The sequence below is a fragment of the Treponema bryantii genome, from assembly GCF_900111035.1.
GTDB lineage: Bacteria > Spirochaetota > Spirochaetia > Treponematales > Treponemataceae > Treponema_D > Treponema_D bryantii_C.
The window spans coordinates 220,037-236,861 of sequence record NZ_FOFU01000004.1 but is presented as its reverse complement, the minus strand read 5'-3'; the positions used below and the strand labels follow the sequence as shown (position 1 = coordinate 236,861).

16 protein-coding genes are annotated in these 16,825 nt (G+C 39.2%); 9 read left to right on the top strand and 7 right to left on the bottom strand.

The annotated features are described in order from the left end of the window. The first annotated feature begins 2 nt into the window (after window positions 1-2). A complete protein-coding gene (gatA, locus tag BMY21_RS09125; RefSeq protein WP_074643145.1) occupies window positions 3-1,505 on the top strand; it encodes an Asp-tRNA(Asn)/Glu-tRNA(Gln) amidotransferase subunit GatA in 1,503 nt (500 codons plus the stop codon). 74 nt (window positions 1,506-1,579) lie between these two features. Here the strand turns inward: gatA and BMY21_RS09120 are convergent, their stop codons facing one another. After that, window positions 1,580-3,886 carry an adenylate/guanylate cyclase domain-containing protein gene (locus BMY21_RS09120; RefSeq protein ID WP_074643144.1) on the bottom strand — a complete coding sequence of 769 codons (2,307 nt, stop codon included), beginning with the start codon at window positions 3,884-3,886 and terminating at the stop codon, window positions 1,580-1,582. Between the two features lie 225 nt (window positions 3,887-4,111). Here BMY21_RS09120 and BMY21_RS09115 point away from each other — a divergent pair, with 225 nt between their 5' ends. The 6 genes from BMY21_RS09115 to BMY21_RS09090 all read left to right on the top strand — a co-directional run bounded on the left by BMY21_RS09115 (window position 4,112) and on the right by BMY21_RS09090 (window position 11,313). After that, the gene (locus tag BMY21_RS09115; protein ID WP_074643143.1) at window positions 4,112-6,001 is read left to right on the top strand and encodes a tetratricopeptide repeat protein; all 1,890 of its coding nucleotides are present in this window, start codon (window positions 4,112-4,114) and stop codon (window positions 5,999-6,001) included. A gap of 23 nt (window positions 6,002-6,024) precedes the next feature. Continuing rightward, complete coding sequence (locus BMY21_RS09110; protein WP_074643141.1) at window positions 6,025-7,623, top strand: putative outer membrane beta-barrel protein; 1,599 nt, start codon at window positions 6,025-6,027, stop codon at window positions 7,621-7,623. A 65-nt stretch (window positions 7,624-7,688) separates the two neighbouring features. After that, entirely contained in the window at window positions 7,689-8,783 is a 1,095-nt protein-coding gene (locus BMY21_RS09105) for a 30S ribosomal protein S1 (protein WP_074643138.1), read from the top strand. Between the two features lie 5 nt (window positions 8,784-8,788). Next, window positions 8,789-9,448, top strand: a complete 660-nt coding sequence (locus BMY21_RS09100; protein ID WP_074643134.1) for an MBL fold metallo-hydrolase — start codon at window positions 8,789-8,791, stop codon at window positions 9,446-9,448. Between the two features lie 99 nt (window positions 9,449-9,547). Next, entirely contained in the window at window positions 9,548-10,144 is a 597-nt protein-coding gene (locus BMY21_RS09095; protein ID WP_074643132.1) for an SAM-dependent methyltransferase, read from the top strand. Then, window positions 10,141-11,313, top strand: a complete 1,173-nt coding sequence (locus tag BMY21_RS09090) for a peptidoglycan DD-metalloendopeptidase family protein (RefSeq protein ID WP_256210350.1) — start codon at window positions 10,141-10,143, stop codon at window positions 11,311-11,313. The genes BMY21_RS09095 and BMY21_RS09090 overlap by 4 nt, the downstream gene beginning before the upstream one ends. Here the strand turns inward: BMY21_RS09090 and BMY21_RS09085 are convergent. Beyond that, entirely contained in the window at window positions 11,310-11,870 is a 561-nt protein-coding gene (locus tag BMY21_RS09085; RefSeq protein ID WP_074643131.1) for a GNAT family N-acetyltransferase, read from the bottom strand. The two genes, BMY21_RS09090 and BMY21_RS09085, sit on opposite strands and share 4 nt — an antisense overlap. Before the next feature lie 128 nt (window positions 11,871-11,998). Here BMY21_RS09085 and BMY21_RS09080 point away from each other — a divergent pair, with 128 nt between their 5' ends. Continuing rightward, a complete protein-coding gene (locus BMY21_RS09080; protein ID WP_074643127.1) occupies window positions 11,999-13,420 on the top strand; it encodes a lyase family protein in 1,422 nt (473 codons plus the stop codon). A gap of 56 nt (window positions 13,421-13,476) precedes the next feature. Here the strand turns inward: BMY21_RS09080 and BMY21_RS09075 are convergent, their stop codons facing one another. Further along, window positions 13,477-14,514: a hypothetical protein gene (locus tag BMY21_RS09075; protein ID WP_074643125.1), complete on the bottom strand. Its 1,038-nt coding sequence runs from the start codon at window positions 14,512-14,514 to the stop codon at window positions 13,477-13,479. Window positions 14,515-14,673: 159 nt separating this feature from the next. Between BMY21_RS09075 and BMY21_RS09070 the strand changes: the two genes are divergently transcribed. Further along, the gene (locus tag BMY21_RS09070) at window positions 14,674-15,699 is read left to right on the top strand and encodes an FAD:protein FMN transferase (RefSeq protein ID WP_074643121.1); all 1,026 of its coding nucleotides are present in this window, start codon (window positions 14,674-14,676) and stop codon (window positions 15,697-15,699) included. Here the strand turns inward: BMY21_RS09070 and BMY21_RS09065 are convergent. The 4 genes from BMY21_RS09065 to BMY21_RS16130 form a co-directional block, all read right to left on the bottom strand. After that, a complete protein-coding gene (locus BMY21_RS09065) occupies window positions 15,649-15,846 on the bottom strand; it encodes a hypothetical protein (protein WP_074643120.1) in 198 nt (65 codons plus the stop codon). The two genes, BMY21_RS09070 and BMY21_RS09065, sit on opposite strands and share 51 nt — an antisense overlap. A 49-nt stretch (window positions 15,847-15,895) precedes the next feature. Further along, window positions 15,896-16,123, bottom strand: coding sequence for a hypothetical protein (locus BMY21_RS09060; RefSeq protein ID WP_074643118.1), 228 nt, complete (start codon window positions 16,121-16,123; stop codon window positions 15,896-15,898). 100 nt (window positions 16,124-16,223) lie between these two features. Next, on the bottom strand, window positions 16,224-16,649 hold the full coding sequence (locus tag BMY21_RS09055) for a Gx transporter family protein (protein WP_074643116.1): 426 nt from the start codon (window positions 16,647-16,649) through the stop codon (window positions 16,224-16,226). After that, window positions 16,630-16,821, bottom strand: coding sequence for a NusG domain II-containing protein (locus BMY21_RS16130; RefSeq protein WP_083379820.1), 192 nt, complete (start codon window positions 16,819-16,821; stop codon window positions 16,630-16,632). The genes BMY21_RS09055 and BMY21_RS16130 overlap by 20 nt, the downstream gene beginning before the upstream one ends. Window positions 16,822-16,825 lie beyond the last annotated feature (4 nt).

Below are 16,825 nucleotides of genomic sequence, written 5' to 3'. Positions count from 1 at the left end.
TTATGTACTATACAATTAAAGAAACACGCGCTGCTCTCAAGAGCGGCGAGACAACCAGCGAAAAGCTTGTTCGCAGTGCAGTAGAAACTTTTGAAAAAGATAAGTCTGCACCAATTCCATTGAACGCATTTATCGAACTTTATGAAGACGCTGTAGAAAAGGCACAGTCTGCTGATAAAGAAATTGAAGCTGCCCGCGCTGCCGGCACAATCGATAAGCTTTTTGAAGAAAAGCCATTGCTTGGAATTCCATTTGCAAATAAAGATAATATCAACTCAAAGGGCCATCGTCTTACCTGTGCTTCTAAGATTCTCGAAGGCTATGTAGCTCCATATAACGCAACTGTAATTGACCGTCTTGAAAAAGCCGGTGCAATTGCACTTGGCCGCTGTAATCAGGATGAGTTTGCTATGGGTTCTTCTACAGAATACTCAAGCTACGGTCCTACACGTAACCCTATCAACCGTGAGTTCGTCTCTGGTGGTTCTTCGGGTGGTTCGGCTGCCGCTGTTGCTGCTAACCAGGCTCTCTTTGGTCTTGGTACAGAAACTGGTGGTTCTGTTCGTTTGCCAGCTTCATACTGTGGTATTTATGGTCTTAAGCCAACTTACGGTGTACTCAGCCGCTGGGGTGTTGTAGCATACGGTTCTTCTCTGGATCAGGTTGGTATTCTCGGTCATACACCAGCTGATATTGCTGAACCTCTCAGTCTTATGTGCGGTGTAGATATGTATGATGATACATCAGCTGATTTGCCGGAAGGAAAATCTTTGAACAGCCTTGAGGCTCTTTCTGATGCAGAGTTCAAGTCTCTTAAGATTGCAATTCCAAAGCAGTTCCTTAAGACAGAAGGTGCTGATCCTGATGTTGTAAAAAGCTTTGAAGAAACCCGCAAGTGGTTTACAGATAAGGGAGCAGCTGTAGAAGAAGTTGACCTTCCTATTCTTGATGCTTCAATTGCTGCTTACTATGTAATTGCTCTTTCAGAAGCTGCTTCTAACCTCAGCCGTTTTGATGGTATCCGCTATGGCCGCCGTGTTGATGATGGTCAGGGCTATGATGAACTTTATGTAAAGACTCGTTCAGAAGGTTTTGGACCGGAAGTAAAGCGCCGTATTGTAATTGGTAACTACGTTCTTTCAGAGCAGTTCTCTGGAGATACATATAAAAAGGGTATGACAGTTCGTGCACGTATTCAGCGTGAAGTTGCTGCTGTATTCGAAAAGTACGACATCATCCTCTGTCCAACTTGTCCAACTGCTGCATTCAAACTTGGTGCAAAGGTAGACAGTCCGCTCGAGATGTACCTTTCAGACCTTTACACAACTTTCGTAAACCTTGCACGTATTCCTTCAATCAACGTTCCTGCCGGACGTACAAGCACAGACGGAATGCCAATTGGTATGCAGTTTGCCGGAGCTATGTTCAGTGAGAAGAAGATTCTTCGTCTGGCTCAGAATTGGGAGAATGACCACGCAGGCTGCGGAATCGCAGTAAAAGAATAACGTCATTGCGAGCGTAGCGAAGCAATCCATTAAATAGATTGCTTCGTCGTTTCACTCCTCGCAATGACTGTGAATCATTTGACTTTCAGCTCAAAAACACCATCCCATTTCTTCGGAGGTGGGTTTGTTTTAAAGTGGGCAATACGGTCGATGAATACTACGGACGGCATATCCTGATATTTTTCGTTACACAACTGGAACATTTCTTCCGCATTATCCCATGCCTGTTTGCGGTATGCCGCAAGACCTTTTTCAAACAGATCTTTTATTTCAAAAAGCTTGTCAGTTGCAGCTGCTTTAGTCTGAAGAATCTCATAAATACGTACAGGTTCATTTTTGCCCTTTACTTTGATAAAGTCCAGTTCACGGCAGACAAAGGTATCTTTCAACTTGTCAAAAACAGCTTCCGTAATAATTGCTTTAGAGCCGTAAGCTTTATTTGCTCCTTCAAGACGGGCTGCAAGATTTACAGTATCACCAATCGAAGTAAAGTCCATACGGCTTCGTGCACCGACAGAACCAAAAATTACACGGCCGGTGTTGATACCAATTCCCATTGAAATATAATCAGAACCATCAGCAAGAGCCTGCTGCTGTTGAGCTCTCATTGCTGCACGGATTTCCATAGCAGCCTTGCAGGCATTATATTCCTTTTTAGGGCCGGAGAAGAAAGCCATCATCTCATCACCAACAAACTTATCTACATCTCCGCCATTATTCAAAATGATTTCAGTTTCAATATCCAGATAGTGATTCAAAATTTCTACAACATCCTGAGGTTTTTTACCTTCGCATAAAGTTGTAAAGCCACGGATATCTGTAAACAGGAAGCAAAGTTCACGGGAAGAACTTGCTTTTTTAGTATCCTTGTCGGCAGCCTGCAGCGTAGAGAACGAAATGTAAGGAATAATTCCGCGGATAATTCCAACCATGTTTTTGATTTCCTTGGAAAGATCCTTTGTCTCATCATGAGTCTTAATGGAATCAATAAAGGTAAGCTGTTCTGCTGTTATTTTAGAATTACCGTCCAGAATTTCTTCAAGCGTATTTGCAGTTTTACGGACATTTGTTTTAAGAAAGAGCAATGGATTTGTGATGAAATCTGCAATAAAAAGTGCAAGAATAATCGAAATGTATAGGAACATCACAACCATGGTGAAAACATAAATCTGTACGTGGAAATAAGAACGCATGAGGATTTCAGATTTGTAAGTAACAATTGAAAATCCTACAAGCTTAAAACCGTTTTTTCTTGTAAATGAAACCGGATAAATATATTTACAGTAGTCGCCGTCAAGCACAGGCTGTTTTTTATAGTTTCCGCTCTGAAAGTTTATAAAGTATTCTCGAGCTTTTTCCGGAGAGATACGTTTTTCTTCTTCTGGAATATCCTTTACATGGCCAGTCGCTGTAGTATAAGAAAATACATCATATTCAGGCCATTCAATATCTTCCAGTTTAATTTCTGTTCCATCTTCTGCCGGAACAAAGGTAATGTGTTCGCCTGTTTTCTGGAAAATAATATTTCCCGGTGTACTTGTTGTGATGATATCAATTCGTTCAAAAGGACAATCGGCATAGCTGTTTGATTCTTTCTGCTGAGTAAAATATGGAGCGATTTTTTCATATTTTCCATCTGCAGAATCATAAACAGTAGAAGTTTGTTCTGCCTGAGAACGCCCAACATCACTTACAGCTTCTGTAAACATTTTTTTATAGCTGTGTAGAATCAGAAGTGTAAAGATTACCATGACAACTGCAATTGCAGTGATAATTGTTACAGTGAACTTTGTTTTAATTGAGATTTTTGTTTTCTGTTTTGATTCTGCCTGAAACTTCTTATACTCTGCAAATTCAGGATTCATTTCACGAAGGAAAAAAATCCCAAAAATAGACATCAGGGCATGAGAAATAAAACTTAATCCTAATGCAACATAGACTGAAACTGGTAATGTAAGAAACCATCGCCAGCAGTTTGCAAAAATTATAATGCATGTTATTGAACAGAAAAGATAGAAGGTAAGGCTGATATAAGTGAGAATATAAAGAATTGTATTAACCTTTCCTTTTATTAAAATTGAAATCAAAAGAAAAAGAGCTGTGAAGGGGAGAAAGTAAATCATAAAGTAAACAATATGAAGAATACTTTCCTGAATAGTTGAAGAATGGATAAATGGCAGCATGTATGGATAAATCAGGTTTGCAGTATTTTCTGCTTCACCAAGATTCATGCCCTGCATTCCCATTGGCAATAGAAAAAGAATAGTAAGAAAGATTGCCGGAATAATTCTGCATACAAAGAAAAATATTTTTTTAGTATTGATTTTGATTTTATTTTTTGACGAATTATGCTTTTTCGTCTTTGGAGATTTGTTTTTCATTTTTTACTTTCCTGGGGGTGTTTTTACGTATAATGATATTATATGGTAGAAACAGGGATTTTTCCATAGTTATTTTTAAGTGACATGATGAAATAGTAAACACAATTGGCTATAACAATGCAAAGGAAATAACTGTACTTGTTCAGCCCTGTTTATTTATTTTTAAGTGACATATAAAAATTTGTAGGATATAATTAACTATTATAATATAGGGGTTGAGTTCCAATGAAAAAAATACTGTCTTTGGCATTACTGGCAGCAATAAATATCTGCTCACTTACCGCACTTGATTTTGTATTCAAACTTGAACCTGTCGTTATTTTTCCGAGAGAAGAGTATATGTCTTTTGCTCCAGGAGCTGTTGTTTCTGGTGGAATAGATTTGTTTAATCTTTTGACAATTGGAGGAGAAGGCGGTTACCTTTATGAAAAGCCTTCTGGAGATAACCAGGCAATAAATGTTGCTTTTGGTGGTGCAAATCTCGGACTTTACTACTATCCTATTTCACGTCTTTATATCGGTGCTGGTGGTGCATTTGGTGCAACTACTTATATTTCTCAGCTGAAGAAAGATGGTGATTCTAATTCGAAAACTTCTTTCTCTGATATTTACTGGCGTGCCTTTGGTGAACTTGGTTTTCGTGTGAATCCTAAATTTACCGTAAGTGCCTTTGGTGGTTATGCAAGTTTTTGTGCTGATGCCGGAAAAGAAAGTTTTCTTTCTGGACTGTATGGCGGACTCTCTCTTAGATTCAGTGGAAGTGTAGGTAATAATACACGCAGTTCTGCTTTGTCTGTTCGGGTTGTTCAGGATAGTGTCGTTTATCCTGTTTATTCTGCTGTTTATGGAACAGAGCCTTTTGGTACTATATATCTACGCAATGATGATGGTGCAGAACTCAGAAATGTAAATGTTTATTTTCGTATAAACAGATATACAGCTGGAACTAAACTTTGTGGTTCTGCTTCCAGAATCAACCGCCATTCAACTATGACTTTCCCGCTTTGTGCAGATTTTTCTGATGAAATCCTGAAATACACAGAAAACGGAAAAATCAGTGGTGAAGTTGTAATAGAATATGAGTTCCTTGGAAAAAGAATGACTGCCGTTGAGTCAGTTGTTATTTCGGTAAATAACAGAAATGCCTTTAACTGGAGTGATTATGCAGGACTTGCTGCCTTTATTTCTCCAGATTCCCAGGAAATTGCAACCTTTGCAAAAGATGTCGCAGGAATTACCCGTAACAATCTTTACACGGGTATGAATGCAAATCTTCAGTATGCAGTAGGAATGGTAGAAGGGCTTCGTCTTATCGGAATGAATTATTCTGCAGATACAACATCTCCATATAACGAATATCATCTTTCGGATAAACTTGATTCAATTCAGTATCCGCTGCAGACAATGCAGTATCTTTCTGGTGATTATGATGAGCTTGGAATTCTTCTTTGTTCCTGCCTGCAGACTGTAAATGTTCCGACTGGCTTTATGCCTTTAGATGATGATTTCCTTGTTCTCGTTCGACTTGGAATTTCTCCGGCTCAGGTTTTAAGTAATTTCGCCACAACAGATGGACTTTTGATAGATGAAGAATCTGAATCCGTTTATCTTGCTCTTTCAATGGCTGCTTTGAGCAAAGGTTTTACTGCAAGTTTCAAGGCTGGTTCAGAAGCTGTTGCAAAATGTCTTACAAGCGAAGATGTTTTCTATGAGTTTATTGATACAACTGATGCCTGGACACTTTATAAGCCGGTTGCTTACAGCAATAACTCAAATGTTACACTTCCAAAACAGGATGCACTGGTAAAGAATATAAAGGCTGCAATTCAGAGTTATATTGATTCTGATATTGAAGCAGTAATCAAACGTGAACGTGCAGCTGGTAATACAAACAAACTTGGCGTTGCACTTGTTCGTGCCGGCCGATATTCAGAGGCAAAACGTGAATTCCAGAAGCTTTCAACAGTTTCTGCAATGAACAATACTGCAAACATCCTCATGATAGAAAAGAATTATACCGCTGCTGCAGCTCAATATAGACGAGTTCTTGAAAAAGACCCTTCAAATAAAGTTGCCCAGAAAGGTCTTGAAAATGCAAATTCAAAAGTTGAGTAAGTAATAGGAAAGGAAGAGAAGAGTTGAAACAGTTAAGAATAAAAAAGACAGCAATTATACTTTCCATTATTACCTTACTTACAGCTGGGGCTTCGGCATTAGACCTGTCTTTGCATTTATATCCGGTCTATGAAGCTCCTCTGAATAATTTTATGAATAAGGCAGGTGGCTTTGGAGGAAATGTCGGAATTGATATTGCTCCGGTCAGTTTGAGGGGCCGCGATAAAATCTTTATATCTGGTGAGTTTACTTATTCAGTATATCCTGTAGAAGGTTTAGGAATTCAGTCGCTTTTTGATGGTGCTCTTGGTCTTGGATATAACTTCCGAATAAATGACAGATTTGCCGTTTTTCCGGAAGTTTATGCCGGACTATGGAGTTTTAATACATCTGATGCTGCAAATATACAATCTGCCAGCGGACTGGTTTTCGGCGGTAGAGTAGGCGGTGAGTTTTATCTTGGACCTGCTTTTTCACTTTCTGCCTTTGGTGGCTTTAAGACTTACTATACCAGACCAAGTCCTTTTATGAATAATTTCGAGCTTGGTATTGGAATCAGATATAGTCTTTCACGTGGACTTTTCAGTTCTAATAAGATTTCAATGGAAGAAAATGAGGTTGAGCCGCTGTTCCCTGTATTCTTTTCGCATTATTCTGATAATCCTTTTGGTCATTTTACTTTTGTTAATAATGAAGAAAATGATATTTATGATGTAGAAGTTTCAATTCTCGTTGATTCCTTTATGATTACTCCATATATAATTTATCAGGCTCCACAGGTAGGGCGCGGAGACTCTTTTGAAGTTTCTGCCTGTGCGCTTTTTAATGAAAATATTCTCGAACTTATACAGCCAAAGTCTTCTGATCTGGAAGTTACTGTAACTTATTATTCAATCGGAAAAAAACAGACATCTACCTATAACATTCCAGTTACTGCTTTAAGCCGTAATTCAATGACCTGGGAAGATGATCGCCGTGCAGCAGCCTTTGTTTCTGGACGAGACGCCACAGCACAGAGATTTGCACGTCTTGTAAAAACTGCTGTAAGAAACAATCTCCGTAAGGATATTCCGGAGAATGTTCAGTACGCTGCTGCAATTTTTGGTGCTCTTAAGGCCTTTGGTATTAACTATGTAGTAGATCCTTCGAGTGCGTTTACAGATAATGTTGGTACTGCTGCTGTAGACTTCCTTCAGTTCCCATATCAGACACTTTTATACCATGGTGGTGACTGTGACGATCTTACAATTCTTAACTGTTCGTTACTCGAAGCTCTTGGTATTGAAACTGCATTTATAACAGTTCCGGGCCATATCTATATGGCATTTGATTCAGGGCTTTCTGCAGATAAAATTGGTTCTGTTCGAAAAGGATATTATATAGTCGCAGAAGGAAAACTCTGGGTTCCTGTAGAAATTACACTTTCACAGGATACTTTCAGTCTTGCCTGGTCATATGGGGCCCGTGAATGGAGAAAAGCCGGTGAAAATGCTGCTCTCATTCCGTTAAAGAATGCCTGGTCGCTTTATCTGCCAATCAGTGTTCCTGATTCTGATGTTAATATTGATATGCCGTCCCAGGACATTCTGATTAAACACTTTACTGAAGCCAGATATTATTAGTTCCTCTATTTCATAAAATCCTCTTTTAATGTAATATTAAAACCGCATCTTTTGGAGGTTTTAATATGATGAATAGATTTAATATTGGTGACAGCTTTGAAACTACAGTAGTAGCTGTTACTGATTCCACAGTTTTTGTTGATTTGAGTGCAAAGTCTGAAGGCGTTATTGATGTTGCTGAGTTTAAGGATGAGGAAGGCAACGTAAGCGTAAAAGAAGGCGATAAAATAAAGGTTTTCTTTACCGGTGAAGTTCGTGGTGAAATGCGTTTTACAACTAAAATCGGAGGAAGTTCTGCTGACGATACAATGATTGAAAATGCTTTTAAGGGCGGTATTCCAGTAGAAGGTCATGTTGATGCAGAAATTAAAGGCGGTTTTGATGTAAAAATCGGTGGAAAACGTGCTTTCTGTCCATATTCTCAGATGGGATTTAAGGATAAAAAAGAGCCTGCTTTCTATGTTGGAAAAACTCTGAGCTTCATTATTACTGAATATAAGAATGATGGAAAAGATATTCTGGTTTCTAACCGCAAAATCGGTGAAAGCGAATATGCAAATAAGCTTGGTAAGCTTGCAACTCAGATTACAGAAGGCGCTGTTGTAGAAGCAACTGTAGAAAGTATTGAAAAGTTTGGAGCATTTGTAAATATTCAGGGCTTCCGTGCACTTCTTCCAATCAGTGAGCTTTCTTTTGACCGTGTATCTGATGCTGGTGAAGTTGTTGAAGTTGGTCAGGAACTTAAAGTAAAGGTTATTAAAACAGACTGGAAAAATGAGCGTGTAAGCGTAAGTCTTAAGGCTTTGATGTCTGATCCTTGGGAGGAGGCTGCAAGCAAGTTCCCTGTTGGAACAAAGGTAGATGGAAAAATCAGCAAGATTATGGATTTCGGTCTCTTTGTAAATCTTGATAAGGGAATAGACGGTCTTGTTCATGTAAGCGAACTTGAAGGACTTAGCGCAAATACAAATCTGAAAAAGGTTTATAAGCCTGGCCAGGAAATGAGTGTTGTTGTAACAAAGGTAGATGCTGCTAATAAGCGTATTTCTTTGACTACAGCTACTTCAAAAGAGCAGGATGATACTGCAGCACAGTATATGAGTTCACAGGATGATGACGGCGAGACATATAATCCATTTGCAGCTTTGTTAAAGAAATAATCGTTATGCCACTCGTGTATATTACTCCCGAAATATCCTATCTTCCCTCTGTCGAAAATCCTATCTCGAGCGATGTAGTTTTTATAAAACCTGCAGGCTCTGAGGTTACCTGGATTTTTGACACAGGAGCAAATTCAGAGGCAGCAGGCCTTATAAACTCTGTAGAAGGCAAAAAGAATATAGTTATTTCGCACTTTCATCCGGATCACATTCTGAATCTTTTGAAAGTCAAATATGATACTCTTTATGTTACAAAATACACAAAAAAATATACGAGGGCAGGGACTGTTGTTGATTCAGACCTTACTTTTCCAGACGGCATCAAAATCTATCAGTTTCCATCCAGTCATGCAAAGGGGTGTCTTGCACTGGAATACAAGGATTATGTTTTTCTTGGTGACGCAACCTATTGTAAGTATCGCCTTAAAGCCCATCAATATAACGTTCAACTGCTTGAGCAGATGATTAAAAGGATGGAGCAGATAGATGTTCCGTACTTCTGTCTGAGTCATGATAAATCTTTCATTCAGCCAAAAGAAAATGTTCTGAATATTTACAAAAATATTCTTGCTCGGCGTACCAGCGGAAATCCTGTAATCAATGTAAACGACCTTTTACAACGACAATGGCAGCGTAAAAAAAAGGGACAATTCTTTCAGAAATAACGCAAAAATCAAAATCTAAACACGAAAAAAAGACAGGAGGGGAAGGCTCCTCCTGTTTTTTTTATCTAAATATCCATTTTTTTATACCGATAAATAACTATGGCAAAAAATTCATACGAAAAACCAGATTACTGGTCTCAGAAAGCTTTCTCAGAAGGATATCCTGCTCGTTCAGTTTATAAACTTAAGGAAATTGACGAGAAATTCGGAATGATTAAGAAAAATTATACTGTTCTTGATTTGGGATCTGCACCGGGAAGCTGGACTACTTTCTTACTTCGTCAGCTGGATGGTTCTGGTAAGGTTGTATCATGTGATTTGAATCCTCTGGCAAAAACTGTAAAAGGCGATAATCTTGTTTTTATTCAGGGCGATCTTAATGCTCCGGAAATCCGTAATCAGATAAAGAGTGAAGGTCCTTATGACCTCGTTGTCTGTGATGCAGCTCCAAAAACTACCGGGAATAGAACTGTAGATACTGCCCGTAGCGAACAGCTCGTTGAAATGGCTATCTGGTATGCTCAGACTATGCTTAAACCTGGAGCTAATTTTTGTGTAAAGATTTTTCAGAATGGAGATCAGCAGAGGCTTTTAAAGCTTATGCGAGAAACTTTTACTTCTGCCAAAGGTTTTAAACCTGAAGCCTGTCGTGCAGAATCGTTTGAAACTTATCTGGTGGGGATTTGCAAGAAATGAGTGAAAAGATTGGAGAAAAGTCGTTCCTTAAAAAGTGTGAAGCGACAATTGAGGCCGAACGAATATCTGAAAAAAAATGCTTTATTTCTGAAAAAAGGCATTGTATAATTAAGAAATTGGTAAAAAGTATAGTTATGAGTTTTAAATCTAATTCTATACAAGTCGTTTGTCTCTCTGTTCTCGGTTTTTGTGCTGGGGTGTTTTTAACTTGTGTTTTGATTACAGCACGCCGTCCTGATTCACGCCATGGTGTCGGAGGTCTTGAAACTACTGCCGAACCGGAATATGAGGAAAACCTTTCTTCACTTCTTGCATCTGTAGAAAAAGATGTAAAATCAGCAGATATTATTGATGCTGATTCAAATATTGCTGCTGAAGAGCTTCTTGCAGAGGAAGGTCTGGCAGAAAAATCCTTTGATTCTGATTCTTCTATTATTACATATCAGACTTATCGCGTAAAATCAGGTGATATGATTGGTTTTATTGCAGATGCTTTTGATGTAACTCAGGATACAATTATCAGTGTAAATAATATTAAGCAGAGTCGTCTTATTCAGCCTGGTCAGTATCTTAAGATTCCTTCAATGCCTGGAATCATTTATACGGTAAAGAAAAACGGTGAGACTCCACAGACAATTGCAGATAAATACAAGGTTAATGCTGAAAAATGTGCAAATGCAAATTATGTAAGTCTTGATACTGAGCTTAAGGCAGGAACATCACTTTTTATTCCAGATGCTGAGCTGGACTGGGCAACACGCCAGGAAATCAATGGAGATCTCTTCAAAAAACCTCTTCATGCACGTTACTGGCTTTCTTCTAATTATGGCTGGCGTAATTCACCATTTAATGCAGGTGCTCGTACTTTCCACGGTGGTATTGATATGGCTGTAAGTAGTGGAACTCCAATTTATGCAGCTTTGGACGGAACTGTTTCTGCAGTCGGCTATAATGCAACTTATGGTAACTATGTAATTATTACTCACCATTCAGGATATAAAACCCTTTACGGCCACATGAAGTCTACTGCGTGCCGTAAAGGTAATTTCGTTTATACAAACACTGTAATTGGTTATGTAGGATCAACTGGTATGAGTACCGGTCCACACCTCCACTTTACAGTTTATAAGAACGGTAAGACAATAAATCCGATGACGGTTCTTAATTAGTTTCTTACCAGCTTCTTCTGCATCATATATTCATCGAGCAGAGTTCCGTCTTTCAGGCAGATTGCTGAAGGACGGCGACCGGTGATTTTGAATCCCATCTTTTCGTAAAGAGCTCTGGCTCTTGTATTGCCTTCAACAAAATCAAGCTCAAGAATCTGAACATATGGCTTATTCAACGCAAGTTTTTCCATTTCTTCGAACATGCGGGTTCCAATTCCGAGGTTCCAGTATTCCTTGCACAGTGCAATTGCAACGCCTGCACGGTGCCTGAGTTTTAATTGAGAACTGAACTGAATACCACAGTTTCCTGCAACTTTTCCGTCAACAATGCAGATCAGCATAGCTTCATCTTCAGATGCATTCTTACGCTCAAAAAGGGCTTTTTCTGCTTCATAAGTATACTTATCGCATTCTTCAGGATAACGCAAAATAAACTCGGTTTCGCCGGCAGAAATTTTAAGATATTCAATTACTCCATTGATATCTTCTTCACGTGGGGAAAGAATGGTAGCAGTGCGGCCGTCTTTCAGTTTAAAGTCAAAAGGTTTAATAGTCATAGTTGTACCTCACATAATAAAAATTTCTGCCAGATCATACGACCGGCGTTATTATATTTTGACATCTTAAATATATTTAAAGATTTGTGCAACTTCCACATATCTGTAAAATTCGTTATAATCTCGCTATGGAAACACGAAACATTTTTGAAAACCTTTCTTGTATCGATCACAGATACTCTTTGTCGGAAGCCGATGCATTTGCCGGCCTTTCTAAGTATATTTCCGAAGAAGCTTCTATCCGCTCTTGTGCAAAATGTGAAGCTGCTCTCGTAAAAGCTCACCTCAAACTTCGTGGAAAATTGACTGATGAAATTGCAAAAACTCTTGATGATGTTGCTGCAAACATTGATCCTCAGGAAGTTTACACAGAAGAAGAAAAAACAAAGCACAATATCCGTGCTCTTGTAAACGTAATGAAAACTAAGGTTGATTCAGAAATCGGACCACTTATCCATCTTGGTGCTACTTCAGTTGATATTCTTGATACAGCCCTCAGCTGCCGTATGCGCGATGTAACACAGAACGTCGTACTTCCAGAACTTAAGAAACTTGAAAATTATCTCTGCGACATTGCAGAACGCGAATGCGCAACTCCACAGGTTGGCCGTACACACGGACAGCATGCTGTACCTATCACTTTCGGATGGAGCATTGCTGAGTTCGTAAGCCGCCTTGGAAAATCAATCCTCCGCATCGAAGAACTTTCTAACCAGCTTGTTGGTAAATTGGCTGGTCCTGTTGGTTCTTACAACGGACCTTCAATGATCGTAAAAGATCCTGAAGAACTCGAACGCACTTATACAGAATTCCTTGGTCTTACACCATCTGAATATTCAAATCAGCTTGTTGAACCTGAATACGTTCTCCGCCTCTTGCTTGAGATGAACGTTGCATTCGGAATTATAGCTAACCTTGCAGATGACCTCCGTAACCTTCAGCGTTCAGAAATCGGTGAAGTATTCGAGTACTTTGCTGCAACTCAGGTTGGTTCATCAACAATGCCTCAGAAGAGAAATCCATGGAACAGTGAGCACGTTAAGTCTTTGTGGAAGGCTATGTGTCCACGCGTAATCACTTTCTATATGGATCAGATTTCTGAACATCAGCGTGACCTTACAAACTCTGCAAGCCAGCGCTTTATTGCTGATTATGTAAGCGGATTTACAATGGCAGTTGCACGTATGAACTCTGTTGTTAAGGGACTTCAGGCTGATAAGGAAGGCATGGCACGTAACCTCGAAAATGCCGGTGGTAAGGTAAAGGGCGGCGTTCTTGCAGAACCAGCTTATATCTTGCTTGGCGAAGCAGGCTACAACGACGGCCACGAAGTTATCCGTAAGATTACTCTCGAAGCAGAGCAGAGCGGAAAGACTTTCTTCGAAGTTCTCAAAACTCACGAGAAAGAATATGCAGACATCACAGCTCAGCTTGAAAAGCTTGGGGTTGAGAATCCTGCAAACTTCTTTGAGCATCCAAGCAATTATTGCGGACTTGCTGCAGTGAAGTCTAAGAGACTTGCTCAGAAGTATAAAGAATTGATGAAATAAAACAGAAAGGGCAATCAGTTATTCTGATTGCCCTTTTTTTTATGGTAGTTTACAGTTTATTTACCCTGAATGTTTTCAACAGTAAAAGATGGATCATCAGAAGGAGTGAAAATCAGATCTGCAGCTTTTGGATCTGCAATTGTTCCTTTTATGATTTTTGATGTTGTATAAACATCTGATTCTGTAATAAAAGTAAGCTTTGTGATTGTTTTTCCTACAAGTTCATGCTGAGGGTAATAATCATTGGCTGCAGGAGCCTTAAAGCCAATCTGCTTTTTGCCCCAGAAGAAATTACTGAGTGTAGTAAGCCCATACTCTTTGCCATCTGAATCAGTCGCAATAATTGTCTTTAATGTGCTGAGCGGCTTGTCTGTAAGCACTTCTTCATCATTTTCATCTTTAGTAACAGTTTTTGCAATTTCTGCACCGGAAAATTCTTCGAGTTTTACAACTTTGATGCTGGTTTTAGTTTCAGAAAGTTCTTCTTCGGATTTATACAAAGCGATTGTTGGAGAAAAATCATGATGGACTTCTCCGGTTGCAAGAGTAACATAAAGAGTTCCCATATCTTTTGGACTTGCCTTGATTTTGCTGAATGAAACTTTATCAGCAGATTTAGCTGCTTCCTTATAATATTCTGGAGTTTCGCTCAGAATATAGTAGCTGTAATCCGGAGACTGGAAAAGATTCTGCTTTCCACTATAACGGATTGTAGAAGCAGCACGGCCCGAAATTGTTAGATCGAAGGATGCTGAATCATCTGTAATTTCTGTTCCGCCCAGACTCTTCAGCAGTTCTTTTGAAATCTTTACAGGGCAGGTAATTCCTCTTGCAACAGCTTGTGCTGGTGTTGTTTCAATGTGGTATGTACCATAGCTCATTGAACCGTTAGCAACCTTTTGTGTTGCTGATGTATAAGCGTCAAAATTTCCGTCTGTAGTTTCTGACTTGAAGAATTCTTCATACGGAATATTAACAAGTGCATATACTGAATCATCGGCAGGAGGATTATCCTGATTTCCGTGATTACAGCCACTTAAAGTTAAAGCAAACATTACGGCTAACAGGCCGTAGTTGAGTAAACATCTTTTCATTTTATTACCTCGAATTGTTATGAAATAAAGTTAGGTGATACTAACTAAAACTAATATATCCTAATGTTTTATGTTAAACAAGTAAGTTTTAACTAACAAATTTGTTTTTTTTACTGAAAACTTATTGATTACATTCTGTGGATTTGTTAGATTTTTTTTGTGAACAAAAATACATTTGTAATTTTCCTTTATATTTCTTTTCTTTTTATTTCCTGCGGTCAGGTTAAAACTTCAGAAAGTTTTACAGCCATGAATACGTATATGACTGTCAGTATTTATTCGAGTTCTTCAAAGAAGGGGAAGAATGTATGCCGTGAAATTCAGGAAAAGGTGTGTGAGCTGGAAGGTATTTTGTCTACTACGCTTACTGATAGTGATGTGTATCAGTTAAATCATAATAAAATACTTGATGCGCCTGTAAATCCGGAACTTTCAGAACTTCTGGATTTTTCAAAACAGATGTATTTACGCACCGGTGGTGCTTTCAATCCTGCGCTTTATCCTGTTATCCGGGAGTGGGGCTTTACTACAGAAGAGTACAAGGTTCCTTCGCCAGAACGTGTTCAGGAACTTCTTTTGAATACGGATTTTTCGAAGGTAGAATGCAATACTGCAGGCCTTTTGCTTTCTGATAGAATGGAGCTTGATTTTGGAGCTGTTGGAAAAGGTTATGCAGCAGATAAGGCTGTGGAAATATTAAAATCAAACGGAATAAAATCTGCACTGCTTGATTTTGGCGGAAATATTCAGGCGGTTGGAAAAAAGCCGGATGGAAGTTTATGGCGTGTTGGAATTAAAAATCCGTGGGAAGGCGGTGCTGCTGCAGCCCTTAGTGTTGAGTCAAAGGCAGTTGTTACAAGCGGTGGCTATGAGCGATATTTTGAAAAAGACGGTGTGCGTTATATTCATATCTTTGATCCGAAAACTGGCTGTCCGAGCAACAGCAATCTTGAAAGTGTAACAATTGTCTGTGAAAGCGGAAAATATGCAGATGCTTTAAGTACTGCTCTTTTTGTTATGGGAAAAGATGACGCGATAGATTTTTACAAGGCTAATACTGATTTTGATTTTGTGCTTGTTACAAAAGAACGGGAACTTATTTACAGTGCGGGACTCCGTGGTTTTATTGAACCTCTAACTGATTTTTCCCGTGTTGAGTGCACAGCTGATTCTTTTGAAAAATGATCCTTCTGATTTACGGTAGCGGTCGCTCATCTGCCTGTAGTACGCAAGAGTCTGGCCAAGCAGAGTATTTGGAGAAGGCTTTAGACTTACGGCGCACTGACTCAGTGCACTTACTGTTGAGAGGGTGAGGGCTTTCTGTGCGGCCATAAAAAGTGCTCCCTGCGTTATAGAGATATTCCATACTTTGAGCAGTACCTCAAAGCCTGCTGATATAAAGATAAACAGCCATAACGAAAGGTGGGGTAATAAAAAGATTTTTCTTTTGAATATGAGTCGCCTGGGCAAGAAGGGCTGCGAGGAAAGCCCCGCCGAGAACTCTGAGATCTTTTATAAAGAACAGAGATGCAGAAAGTACCAGAAGAACCACTGCAAAAAGCAGACTGGTGGCGGGGTGTCCCTCAGTATTTTCTGAGATTTCCGGCACAACCACATCTTCTACAAGTTTGTTTTCATCAATATCTCTTATACTCTCTTTTATTCCGAATTTTTCACTGAACAGGGCCGTAATAATTCCGCTTGCCGTATTAAAAAATCAGCATGGGCCCCAGAAGGCTAAAGGTTCTGTTTCCAATGTAAAGTGAGGCCAGCCCAATCTGAATGACAGCACTGATAGCAGAGCCGGCGATAGAAATTCCGAAAATGCTGACGGCTTTCTTTGAAATCAGTTTATATAACAGTCTCATTACAAGAGCACTTACAACTGACTGAAACAGAGAAATCAAAAAGAATGGAGAAAATAAAGTGCCTCCCATAAGAGAAGCAGCAGCTGCCTTTAGTACTGCAAGAATTAGAAAAGGTCCGAAATCTAAATCCAGAGCCAAAAGAATTACAGAGTTTGTCAGTCCTAGTCTGAAAAAAGGAACGAATCTCGGTAGAATCATTTCTACATAAGATAAAAGAAGGGTAATTGCGTTTAAGTATGCTAGAGATTTATTCCGAGATTGTATCAAATTCTCCTTCTTCTTCGAGAGTGATTATTACATTGTTTGGAAGACAGACAAGAGGCGAGTGCCAGCCCTGATTAACACATGTTTTATTAGGACACGGAGAATCAATAATACGAACGCGTCCATCTTTTATCTCAAAGGTTGTAATACCCGTTGCGCCTCTTACTTTATAGATTCCG